Source organism: Bacillus sp. EKM202B (genome assembly GCF_011066025.1).
Classification (GTDB): domain Bacteria; phylum Bacillota; class Bacilli; order Bacillales; family Bacillaceae_G; genus Bacillus_A; species Bacillus_A toyonensis.
This window is the reverse complement of record NZ_JAAMNK010000039.1, coordinates 25151-37176: the sequence shown is the minus strand read 5'-3', so window position 1 is coordinate 37176 and position 12026 is coordinate 25151. Positions and strand designations below refer to the sequence as shown.

Sequence of the window (12026 nt, the reverse complement as noted above, 5' to 3'; positions counted from 1 at the left end):
TTTGTCATATATACATTGATACCGCTAAGTCGTTTACTACGAGCAGAATACTTCATTCCTTTCTTTTTTTCTCTTACAGTTTGATCTTGTAATCGTTTTTGTTTTTGTTCTTTTGTTAGTCGATGAATAATCACACGAGTTGGGACTTTATCCGTCATTCCTACATAAGCGTTGGATATTTCATATGTTTGTCCTGGTTGAAGAGAGTTCATTAAAACCTCCATATCTATCTGGATATACTCTGTACCTTTCTTGATTCTGCCATCTTGAAAATAATCAGGATTAGGGTTTTTTTGATAAATACGTGTATTCGATTTGATACGTGAGATATAATAAGCCTTTTTATCTTGTATATGTTGAAGATCTTTCAAATGGAAATAACCTAAATCTCGGATACATAAATCATTCGCTGTTACAGTTGGGGCACACAGGGAACCGTAGGTTCGATCATGTTGTTTACCTGGACCTGTATGAATATGAAGGAACTGTCCACTTAATAAATCATACTCAAGCTGAATCTTTACTCCCGCTGTATGGCTGCATCCTCCTGCACCTGGATAAACAAACGAAAAAAGATCTGGAAGTTGAAATGCAGTTGAATCTAAAATACGAATACGCTTGAAAACAGAAGTATATGGAGAAGCAATCGGTATAGATGAGGTCAATTTTTGGTTTAGTAGTTCGGATAGTGTGTGTTGTAAAAATTGGACGGCTGCTTTATTAAATCGTTGATTCAGTCCCTCAGGACTGATGAGCACTTCTGTCGATGCTTCTAAACAGCTAGATAGCTGAGTTAAAGACGTCGTAGCGACATTTTGATTCATCCATACACATAAAGCGACTAAATCTTTTGCTTGGTACTTACTGGTTCGTTGAACAAAACCAACATCTCTAGCAAAATCTCGTAAGATATTTGGGGATAAGAAGCTTTGAATTTCTTGAGCAAATAGTTGTAATTCATCAGATACAGAAATAGACATACAAAAACGCCATCCTTTCCTATGATTCTACAGAAAGCATAGCGTATTTTTTCATTTTAGGGGGTATTTTGTTTTGTTAGCTTGATAGTGATGGGGTCACAACACATCGCCATCAAGCTAAGGTCTTGAAGTACCCCCTAAACAAAATTTTTAATTTTTCCACAGTTATTTATGTGAATTCAACTCGTTTTTTTCGTTTTGAGGAAGAATGTATTTCTTAACTTGATGACGATGGGAGCGAGTCCTTTGAATTTCAGTCTTTCCAAACCGCGTAAACAACGTTTTGTGGTATTGAAACTATGCATATGATCAAGAAGGGACAAACTCTTCAAGGGCAGAAGTCTGTTCGAAATCAGATACAACTTATCAATACGCTCTTCGGTTTCATTGCATAACAGTGGATTCCTAACGGCATCTGTCGCTCTCTTTTCAAATTCGATTATATTTGCACTTGAACCTTATTTTACCTCTTATCCCATGAGACATCGGATGCTATCTTTTCAAAAGTACATTCTAACGGCGAATTACTATGTGGCCAAACAAGCAACCTTTTTGAATTTTGATTGCTCACCTAATAGAAAAGCTTTTAACAAGCTGGGCACTCTACGGAGCGCCCTTTTGCTTAAGTATAACCACACGATAAAATCTAGAAACTCTCAAATTAACTCTTTGTCTACGAAACTCTCAATAAATAGTTGGGCACCTTTAGGGAGAAGACGGTTTTTTAAAAAAATGAGACAGATTTCCGAACTAATTGAAGTTGCCGTAAGCTTCTTTACACTGATTGGAAATTGAATATTGGACACGATTGCCTCATGGAGCACGGTTACACCAACTCCTTCATTTACCATATTAAGGATGGTAGTAATACTTGAGCATTCACAAATGACATTTGGTTGAAAACCGAGTCGACGGCACTCTTCGACGATTATATCGTGAGTTCCGGTCGACTTTTCACTTTGCAATAGAATGAACGGCATTTTTGCTAAGTCGTTCAGGCGAATGCTGGAAGCCGTCCGGTCCAGATCAAGGCTGTACGGCAGGATTGCAAGAAATGGCTCCTCTTTTAAACGTATTATTTCAAACAACGCGGGATCATAATCGGTTTCCAAAGGAAACCTTGTTATAGCGAGATCGATCTCGCGCTTTTGAAGCCGTTGGGTTAATCCTTTTGGATCCCCTTCCCAAATGCGATATTTAACTTTTGGATATGCTATTCGAAAGGATTGAATTTGCCTTGGAAGTAAGGAACTACAGGAAGGGGCAGCCCCGATTTTCAATGTGCCAATTACTCCTTCATGGAGTTCACGTACCTCAGTGAAGGTTTCAGTCACCATCTGTAAAATCGATTCTGCTCGCTCGCGCAATAATTCGCCGGCTTGCGTTAACTGCATCCTTCTAGCGCTCCGTTCAAACAAGGTTACTCCGAGCTCGTCTTCTAGCGACTTTAATTGTTGGCTCAAAGGAGGTTGAGCCATATTCAAAAGTTGAGCCGCACGAGTTACCTGTCCCTCGTTCGCTATCGCTAAAAAATATCTGAGTTGTCTGAGTTCCATAAAACATCACCATTCATATTTTTTTTATATAGTATATCAATAAACTAGATATTTTTCATCTCGAAATTATCGTGGTATCCTTTCAATACAGAAGCTGCTCACGCAAGCGATTGAAGGAGGTGTTGACGTGATTGAAGTGATTATTCAAGACACCATGGGAAAGGCTGACTATGGTTGGCTCCAAAGTAAATTCAGCTTTTCTTTTGGAGAGTACTTTAATCCCGATAGAATGAACTATGGACCCCTTCGGGTGTTTAACGATGATACTTTTCAACCCGAAAAAGGATTTGGGCTTCACCCGCATAAAGAAATGGAAATCGTTACAATTGTTCTAGAGGGCATTGCACGCCATGGCGATTCGGCAGGAGACGTTCATTTCATTCACGCCGGAGAAATCCAACGAATCAGTTCCGGAACGGGAATAGAGCATTTTAATTACAATGCATCGCCCATTTATCCCATGAGATTATTGCAAATTTGGCTGATGCCAAATCAAAAGGGATTAAGCCCTTCATGGGAACAGCGAAAATTTGAAACGGATCAGATGCGGAACTGTTTACTTCCCGTCGTTTCCGGTTCGGATAAAGAGAATTCGCTGCATATTCACCAAGATACAACGTTTTATATGTCTGTGCTTGATGCTAATCAATTGTTAAGTTATGAGGCGAAAATCGGCCGCCGGACATATTTCTACTTGATTGATGGCGAAGTTGTGCTGGACCATAACTTCACTCTCCGATCAGGTGATGCCGCACAAATAACAGATATTGATCTATTGACGATACAGGCTAATCAGGATTCGAAGTTGCTTATTATTGATTTACCTTAGGAGGAATAACAATGAAAACAATGCTTATTGTAGCACACCCCAATCTTGGTATTTCCCGTGCAAATGCACGTATATTGGCTCTAGTAAAAGAGCGTTCCGACTTTACTGTACATGACTTGTACCTAACGTATCCGGATTGGAATATTGACATCAAACGAGAACAACAACTTCTACTTGAACATGATCGGATTGTTTTTCTTTTCCCTCTACATTGGTACAGTGTCCCGGCCATGCTTCAAAAGTGGCTCGAAGATGTGATTGAGTTTGGTTGGGCTTTCGGTCCCGGAGGAGACAAATTAAAAGATAAGGAATTTATTCTTGCCATCACAACTGGTGGAGCAAGGGAATACTATCAAAAGGATGGAATCAATCTGTTTCCAGTAGAGGAGTTGATTCGACCGTTTGAGGTGACGATTCATCGGGTGCAGGGGAAATATACTTTACTGAACGTGTTATACGGAGTTAAATATCTATCTGATCAAGAGTTGGACCAAGAAACGGCATCATTCGCCGAAAGTCTCTTGGCATAAATGGGCATACTGACGTGCCCATTTTTAAGGATAAAGAGTATCTTAAGAGTTTTTTAGTTTATTTGAACAAAAGTTCATTTTGTTTCCGTTCTTAAGTTGATGCGCATGTATGGTGACCCCTATTAAAAGATATTGATGGAAAAGATGTTGTAATCGATTTAGCTCGTGAAGAGAAAAAATAAAGTATACGATAAAAAATACAGTGAAAAAAGGACACTCTTGTCAGATACTCCTAGCAAGCGTGTCCTTTTACACTTTTCTATCAATGAAACTATTATTTTACTCCTACGTCATTCCAAGCTTTTTGCACAGCTTGATATGTCGCGCTATTAACGCCATCGTAATCAGCAACAGATTGTAATAATGCAGCACGTGCCTTGCTGAAATCACTAGTTGGTGTAAGGTACGTTGTTAAAGCACGGTAGTAGACTTTTTCTGCTTTTTCCTTACCAATAGCATTAATTGTTAAATAAGCAGCTTTATTTGGAATACCGCTATTGATATGTACGCCGCCATTGTCTCCTTCTTCTGTTGGTGGTAAATATTGATAGTCATTCATATGAGCAGGTTGGCCATACTTTTCAGGATTTGATAAGCTGCGAAGTGCATCTCCTGCAACTTTTGGCGTAGTTACAGCTTCTCCTAAATCCCAGTTGGCTGGATCAACGAAATATCCAAATACATCAGAAAAAGATTCATTTAGTGCCCCGGATTGATTTAGGTATTCAAGCTCAGCTGACTTGTCAGTTACCGCATGTGTTAGTTCGTGTGCAACAACATCAAGAGAACCTGACAGCGGTGCGAATTGAACACCATCGCCATCACCATATACCATTTGTTGTCCATTCCAGAATGCATTATTGTAGTTGGTTCCGAAATTAATTCCAGAACGAATCGTTGCACCTTTTCCATCAAAACTGTTACGGTTATGAACATTTTTATAATAATCATATACTTTTCCTGCATTAAAATGAGCATCAACTGCAGGAGCTTGGCTCTTATCTATCCAAGCATTATCTGTATCGAATAAATTGTAATTACTTGGATTTTGCCAATCAGTGCCATGATTAGTTGTAGTTGTCTCAATAACGCCACCGTTCATCGGCTTTGTTGTGTCTTTTAAATAGTATTTTCCATATTGACTGCTATAAGTTGTATTCAGGCTTTTTCGATCCCCTAATACGCCGTTGCCATAGCCTTTTTGCGGAGTATCTGCATCTGTAACTGCATTATATGAATTTACAATTGTTCCATCTTCTGCGTTTACATAGATTTTCCAGTTTGCTCCATAAGGTTTAATGAATTGTAATTGTACTTTATAAGCCAAGTAATAATTTCCGTCTTTTTCATAAACAACTAAATCTGCTTTTTCATTTGTAGATTTTGCGGTTTCTTTCATCTGTTCTAACGGAGTCCCACTTGTTTCTACAAATGTATCTTTTTTTGCTAGATTAATATGTTTCCATGCATTTGAAAGGGCAGTTTCATTTGAAATCTTTGCCTTTGTATTTCCTTTTAAACGGTCAGCGGCAGCGGGATGTACGTCTCCGTTTACCGTTGTTACTTTGCCATCACGATTTGTATGAACAATGAAACGTGCACCATCAACTGGAACTTTATTAATAGATTGAATGTACACATAATGTTTCATTCCTAAATCATCTGACTGTACTTCTTTCAGTGTTAAGTCAGTTTGTGGGTTGATTTTAAATAATTCCTTATTTTCTTCAAGGAATGATTTTACCGACTTTTCTGAATTTACTTTTTCATCAGATAATTCTCCTGAAAGGAAAGACGGATTTCCTTGTTCATCATTCCACTTTTTTTGAACGACTTCCATTTTGTCCAAAGCTTCTTGCTGCGATATTTGTTCTGCTGCAAAGGCACTTGAAAATGGAGCACCTAAAACCATTCCGGTTGTTAGTAATGTAACGACGGATTTCTTCATTTCTATCTCTCCTCTTAATACTACGTATAATAAAGATGCATCTTATTAGGGAGTATACAAAAAAAACGTATTCTTGTAGTCATTAATGCATAATTGCATATATTAAATTTTCTCACTATTCATATTTTAGGGATTTTTCCCATTTCTTGTTGGGATATGGAAATGATTCTGGGTATGTGGGGCCAATCTGTGTTACTTTAGGGGATAATTTGCGTAGTTTTTAAGTGATAAAGGGGGTGTGTAGTAGAAGAACAAAATCACGCAATAAACAGTAGCGGAGATTAGAAAGGTTAAAAAACACACTTTTTGAGACATAAACAACTATCAACTAATGTAAATATTACCCCATTATGTCTCTCCTTTACAAAAGGTTACTAATGGTGTAATATTACACTATTAGTAGAAATAAACACTAACTCCTGAAGGTGATGTTATTTGAATAAAAAAACTGTAATTGATTTGATTTCTAAGAATGCTCGACTGATTCGTCTTGAAAGGGGATATTCTCAAGAAAAAATGGCCACTGTTCTAGGCATTTCTAAAAAGACACTGGTTCAAATTGAAAAAGAAAGAAGATCCATTGGTTGGACGAATGCAGTCGTAGTTTGTGCTTTATTTAAGGATAGTCAAATCTTAAAACATATTTTAGGAGAAGAACCTTTTGAAGTAATTGAAACACTAGCTCACGATGGTATGAATACTCCAAAAGTAAAAACATTAGGTGGAAAAATGTTTTGGAATGAGATTGCGAAAAAAGGAAAGTTTCGAGTACAACAAAATGTGATTAGTCAGCATTTTCGCATTTTAGATGATAGTGAGTATCGTTGGTATAGCACGTTTGAAGAGGAAGATGTTATGAATCGTTTTCACGAATTAACTAACGAGTAATTAAATTTTAGAGGAGAAATTGCAATGGGAAAAAACAAGAAAGTCATTATATTAAACAGTATATTAGTAGGAACTATCATACTAAATCTATTTATCTTTACTTCACGTATGGACTTTTTCCCTTGGTATATTGAAGATGCATGGGGATATTGGGGAGTATTTCTTACTTCACCAATTTTAATAGGTATTTATTTCATACTAAGACATTTTCACAAGCAACAACTAGTCACAAATATAAATAAGACAATTCCATTATTTGTCGCAGTAACATCATTGATTATTGTGTTTTCACAGACAACTGATTTTTTAAATAATGTTGCACTTGCAATTAACGTACCTGCAGTATTTTTAGCAGCGTATTTCCTATTCAATCAAAATGAAGGGGAAAAATAATTACGGATTTAGAATATCAATTTATTTTATAAAGGTTGAGCGTTTATCGCATCAAAAAGGCACTCGAGAAAGGAGTATAGACTCTATTCTCGAGTGCCTTTTTCTATCTATATGCAATTTATCATTTAAAAACTACGCAAATTATCTCCTAAAGTTACAATGGGCTGATGATTTATTTATAATTTAAATTAGGGATATAAAAGCCTAATTTAAATTATTAGCTTATTATTTTTGTATTTATTTTCCAGAAAGATTCCTCATGCTCTGAATCGTTTTCGTACCCCTTATACAAACAAAACAGGAGTCTTAAATCAGACTCCTGTTTTTCGACGTGCAATGAATTGAAAAATTTTTTATAATTGCATAATAATTGATCACAAATTCCTTGTCCATTTTAATACCAATAAAATTTGCAACAGAACCCATCCTAAGCCTAACACTTCAATGAATTTATAAACGACTTATCATAATTATAGCTAACAGAAAAAAACTATAAATTTTTTATACCTCTTCATCATTTTCAGAATACGTATATTCTAAGATATCTCCAGGTTGACATTTTAAAACCCTACAAATTGCATCAAGTGTAGAAAAGCGAATAGCTTTTACTTTACCTGTTTTTAGATTGGATAAATTGACTACAGATATTCCCACAGCATCGGCTAATTCTCCCAATTGCATTTTCCTATCTGCTAATACCCTATCCAATCGTGTAATTATAGCCATAAAATAGCACCTCTCGTAAAACTTACAAAGTAGAATCATATTCATCTTGCAAATATGCACCATATTTAAAAATATGAGACAAAAATAAAATTAGAAATCCCATTATCATCATTCCAAAATTAAAATTAAGAGAAATTACGGTTTTAGACAGTTGAAGTGTCCTTACAAGTAATAAACCCCAAATGTTATCTAATAATCCGGAGATAAAACTATAAATAATAACTCCATATGCTAAATATTGGATGTGTTTAATACAATTTTTAGAAAAAGGTTGTTTATTTCTTACACACTGTACAATTCTTTTTAGTTGTATAGTGATAAATAATAATGTTAGTAGAATTACTTCATATATTATACAGTTATTTATGATCAATGTCCTAATTTTTGTATGTTGAATATGATTTGCATCAATTTCATGAGAGGAATAATTAAAGTATAGATTAAAAGTAGTTCCTTTTGTAGTTAAAATGTCATGTAAGGTATCGAGCGGAACAAATATTGCTGTAATCATTACACCTAATGATAAAAGCATTACAATAATAACTACCCAATAAAAAATGTTAAATAAACCCTGAAAAAATTTCAGTATTTTTTCAAAACCAATATAATCTTTAGCTTGATTCATATTTTTCACTCCATTTCTTTTTTATTAATATAGCACTCCTTCCTTTGTTAATCATTATATTTTTAATGATTAAAATTAAAAATATAATGATTAACATTAAAAAGAATATGCAATTTTGCATATCCAAATAACGGGAATTGATATGCAGGGTATGATTAAATTATATTAATAACATTTAAACCAATTTAAATATATTTTGTGGATTGAAATATTTGGTTTTTTCATTAGATATATCAAGTTGTAACTATTATAATTGCTTAAACGAAATGAAACAGTAATTTTAGAAGTATAATATTTTCACTATCATTAATACGTAATAATAGAATTGTTAAATATAATTGACAAAATTCTACTATTTACGCATTAAAAATTTAATGTTTTAATAAAAGCGTAAATGGTATGACCACTAAGAAAGGAGAAGATTACACGAATAAAAGTGTAGTACAGTTGTAAGTAACATTATGTCGATTTGAATTTTCCTAATACTCAGTTATTTTAAAAAGGAGATCTCGAATCACAAAAGTATCATATTTGTAAAAACAGTGTTTTAGGTTTCTACATGGCAAAAGTGATCTTATTTCGCAATACAAGTATAAGCAATGTACAATATAATATCATTTTTTGTAATCTTGTAGGAATCTTACTGACAAAACTAGGGGGGAATATCATGAAATCAATATCAAAAAAAGTCATGGCAGGGTTAGCGGTAGGAGCAATGAGTCTATCTATCTGGGCTCCTGTAAGTGAAGCAGCTCCAGATAATAATCGATATTATTCTATTCATTTGAAAGCTGATCCGAGATTAGCTTGGGATGTAGCTGGAAATTCTGGTGATAATAATAGAGCGATTCTTTTATGGAATGGAAACCGTGGTGACAATGAACAATTTGTATTTTTTAAACTTGATGGACAAAATTATGCAATTGTAAATAAAAATAGTGGAAAACCTGTAACATTTGGTGGGGCTTCTGCTACCTATGGTGATCGCAAGGCATTGCTTTGGGATGGGCCTTTGCTACAACGGAGTTGGACTGGTTCCCCTACTGAACAATGGTATTTACGAGACAAAGGATATAATAATTACGAAATTGTGAACCAAGGGAATCAGAAAGTTGCATCTTATGCGTATACGTGGGCATCTGAACATGTAGAGCATGTAGATCTGGATGAAGCAAATCCTTCTGATTCAAATAGGGTATTTAACATTGCTAAGAATCCACTTGAAGCATCAGGTTTACCATCTCCATTCCCAGGTTTTGATTACGATACTTTTTCATTACCAACTTTACCAGCTATAGGAAGTCGACCAAAAGTTCCAGAGTATAATAATAGTGGACCTATTGATCAAGAATTACCTGAAAAAACAGAGTCTGCTGTTGTTGGGGCATCTTTAATACCTTGTATTATGGTAAATGATAATCAAGCGAGTGATTATACAAAAATACACAATTCTCCATATTATACTTTGGTAAAAGAAGAATATTGGGAAAGAATATATTCAAAGGTTGTTCCTGATGGTGCCCCTGATAAAACTACAAATAAAGTAGGTGTGACTTCTACAGATCAACAAAAGATGACGGACACGCTTTCTATGAAGATCGGAGTAGATTTAGGATTAAAATTTGGACAACAATCTGCATCACTTAAATCAGAGATTTCAAGAACATTACAAACAGAAATTAGTACAAGTAATACGGAATCAAAGGAAACAACAACTGACCATGTTTTTATAAGTGCCCCTGGTAAAACAACAGGATTTTCAAAATATCAACAAGTAATAAAATATACGTTAAAGAGAGCAGATGGTTCATTGGTTTCAGATCCTTGGCTTGTAAAAAATCCTGATCAAACAGTAACAAGAAAAATTGAAAAATAATTAGAAAATCTATTGCGATAAATTTCTACAGTAAGTGGAGAAGCAAGGCGGAGTGAAGTGATGAAACCCCCTCAAAAAATGAGGGGGTTTCCCTTGTTACAATTATTTGTTTACTTCAAATGATAAAATAAGTATTTCTATTCCTATTAAATATTCCCACTGGTGATATTTAATAGGAATAGATGTGAGGAGAGAAGAATTTACAAAAAATTTTTTTAGCAAATTTAGTAGCATTTTCAATACTAACGAGTATGTCTTTTGAACATAAAGAAGTCGTAATGAATTCTAAAGAAGAAACTGAAGAGGTGGATTTAATGTCTATCTTTCCATTTGAGTATTAAAAAAACCCATCCCAATTAAGTAAACCCTATTGGGACGTTTTGTTGAACCTGGTATAATGGCACTTCAAGATGTCCCATATGACTTGTTTCAAAATAGGAGAGTAGAATATGAGAAAAATTGGTTATGTACGAGTAAGTTCTGTTGATCAGAACCCAAAGAGACAATTACAACAAATGAAGGAAATTGGAATAGACATTATATATGAAGAAAAGGTGTCAGGTGCTACCCAAGACAGAGCTGAACTTCAAAACATGTTAAATGATCTTAGAGAAGGCGATACAATTTATGTAACAGATTTAACTCGGATTACTCGTAGTACGAGGGATTTATTTGAATTAGTTGATTACATAAAAAGTAAAAAAGGTAACTTAAACTCATTAAAATATACATGGTTGGATTTATCTGAAGAAAATCCATATAGTCATTTCTTGATGACAGTAATGGGTGGAGTAAATCAATTGGAGCGGGATTTAATTCGTATGCATCAGCGCGAAGGAATAGATCTTGCAAAAAAGAAGGGAAGTACCAAGGGCGAGTTAAAAAATATCATGAAAAGCATGCTGGAATGAATTATGCACTTAAGCTGTATGAAGAAGGGAATATGACAGTGAAACAAATTTGTGAAATTAACAATGTTTCAAGATCAGCTTTATATAGGAAACTACAAGACAAAGTATAAGAAAAAACACCCGCCGAAATTGGAGAATTTCTAGTGGGTTATTCTTTGAATCGTTTCCGTACTCTTTTAATTCACGAAAAAAATGTCGAATTTATGCGAATTTTGTTGTTTTATTTTATTTCTAGTGATAAAATCTTAATTATAGAGAGAGTGGACACAAACCCCTTCGGATTTAATTTTCTGAAAATTTAGAATTATCTCACTCTTCTTGTTTGTGCACTTTCCATCTCTACTCTTTCATTTTTCTATCCTACGGAAGAAAAATGACTTGAATCATAACAATTCTTTTTTTTCGTGAAAGTTTTATTTATCATTTTAGATGTAACACGATGAACCGTAACGATAATAACTAGTGGTAAAAAACTATAGAAGAATTTTTTCCTTAATTAAGGATTACCACATTATTAAATGAAATTTGATTTAATAAGTTTCAAAATATATAAATATATTTTGAATTTTGTTATGATTCCATCCGATAATGAAATTCGATAAAGGCAAAATTAGTGAAAGTTAATGGCGCAAAGCTATAGGGACAAAGGTGTATTGCACTATGTCAGCCAGTTGCCGAAAGGTTAGGAAACTACCAAATTTTATTCATGTTGGCTGTTTAATTCCTCATGCCTTTAGGTGTGGGGAATTATTTTATATAAAGGA

10 protein-coding genes, 2 pseudogenes and 1 riboswitch are annotated in these 12026 nt (G+C 34.5%); of the genes and pseudogenes, 7 read left to right on the top strand and 5 right to left on the bottom strand.

Annotation, left to right across the window (positions count from 1 at the left end):
• Positions 1-980, bottom strand: a 980-nt coding sequence (locus G9F74_RS26515; protein WP_165406332.1) for an IS4 family transposase, incomplete at its 3' end; no start/stop codon positions are given.
• Between the two features lie 287 nt (positions 981-1267).
• Between G9F74_RS26515 and G9F74_RS30245 the strand changes: the two are divergent.
• Positions 1268-1375: pseudogene (locus G9F74_RS30245) on the top strand (IS6 family transposase); the annotation flags it as partial.
• A gap of 261 nt (positions 1376-1636) precedes the next feature.
• Here G9F74_RS30245 and G9F74_RS26510 read toward each other — a convergent pair.
• Positions 1637-2536 (bottom strand): LysR family transcriptional regulator, encoded by a 900-nt coding sequence (locus G9F74_RS26510; RefSeq protein ID WP_016106952.1) that lies wholly within the window; start codon positions 2534-2536, stop codon positions 1637-1639.
• 127 nt (positions 2537-2663) lie between these two features.
• Between G9F74_RS26510 and G9F74_RS26505 the strand changes: the two genes are divergently transcribed.
• Positions 2664-3365 carry a pirin family protein gene (locus tag G9F74_RS26505; protein WP_165406331.1) on the top strand — a complete coding sequence of 234 codons (702 nt, stop codon included), beginning with the start codon at positions 2664-2666 and terminating at the stop codon, positions 3363-3365.
• 11 nt (positions 3366-3376) lie between these two features.
• Positions 3377-3895 carry an NAD(P)H-dependent oxidoreductase gene (locus G9F74_RS26500; protein WP_002114535.1) on the top strand — a complete coding sequence of 173 codons (519 nt, stop codon included), beginning with the start codon at positions 3377-3379 and terminating at the stop codon, positions 3893-3895.
• A gap of 274 nt (positions 3896-4169) precedes the next feature.
• Here the strand turns inward: G9F74_RS26500 and G9F74_RS26495 are convergent, their stop codons facing one another.
• Entirely contained in the window at positions 4170-5843 is a 1674-nt protein-coding gene (locus tag G9F74_RS26495) for a M4 family metallopeptidase (protein ID WP_165406330.1), read from the bottom strand.
• A 435-nt stretch (positions 5844-6278) separates the two neighbouring features.
• Between G9F74_RS26495 and G9F74_RS26490 the strand changes: the two genes are divergently transcribed.
• Positions 6279-6731, top strand: a complete 453-nt coding sequence (locus G9F74_RS26490; protein ID WP_165406329.1) for a helix-turn-helix transcriptional regulator — start codon at positions 6279-6281, stop codon at positions 6729-6731.
• Positions 6732-6755: 24 nt separating this feature from the next.
• Positions 6756-7124: a hypothetical protein gene (locus tag G9F74_RS26485; RefSeq protein WP_165406328.1), complete on the top strand. Its 369-nt coding sequence runs from the start codon at positions 6756-6758 to the stop codon at positions 7122-7124.
• 501 nt (positions 7125-7625) lie between these two features.
• On the opposite strand, the gene G9F74_RS26480 is transcribed toward G9F74_RS26485, so the two are convergent.
• The gene (locus G9F74_RS26480; protein ID WP_070189834.1) at positions 7626-7850 is read right to left on the bottom strand and encodes a helix-turn-helix domain-containing protein; all 225 of its coding nucleotides are present in this window, start codon (positions 7848-7850) and stop codon (positions 7626-7628) included.
• Between the two features lie 22 nt (positions 7851-7872).
• Positions 7873-8475 (bottom strand): DUF2975 domain-containing protein, encoded by a 603-nt coding sequence (locus G9F74_RS26475; RefSeq protein WP_070189835.1) that lies wholly within the window; start codon positions 8473-8475, stop codon positions 7873-7875.
• Between the two features lie 667 nt (positions 8476-9142).
• Here G9F74_RS26475 and G9F74_RS26470 point away from each other — a divergent pair.
• On the top strand, positions 9143-10351 hold the full coding sequence (locus tag G9F74_RS26470; RefSeq protein ID WP_165406327.1) for an RICIN domain-containing protein: 1209 nt from the start codon (positions 9143-9145) through the stop codon (positions 10349-10351).
• A gap of 449 nt (positions 10352-10800) precedes the next feature.
• Positions 10801-11372 (top strand): annotated as a pseudogene (locus tag G9F74_RS26465) (recombinase family protein).
• Between the two features lie 483 nt (positions 11373-11855).
• A riboswitch (cyclic di-GMP riboswitch) is annotated at positions 11856-11941 on the top strand.
• Positions 11942-12026: the final 85 nt, after the last annotated feature.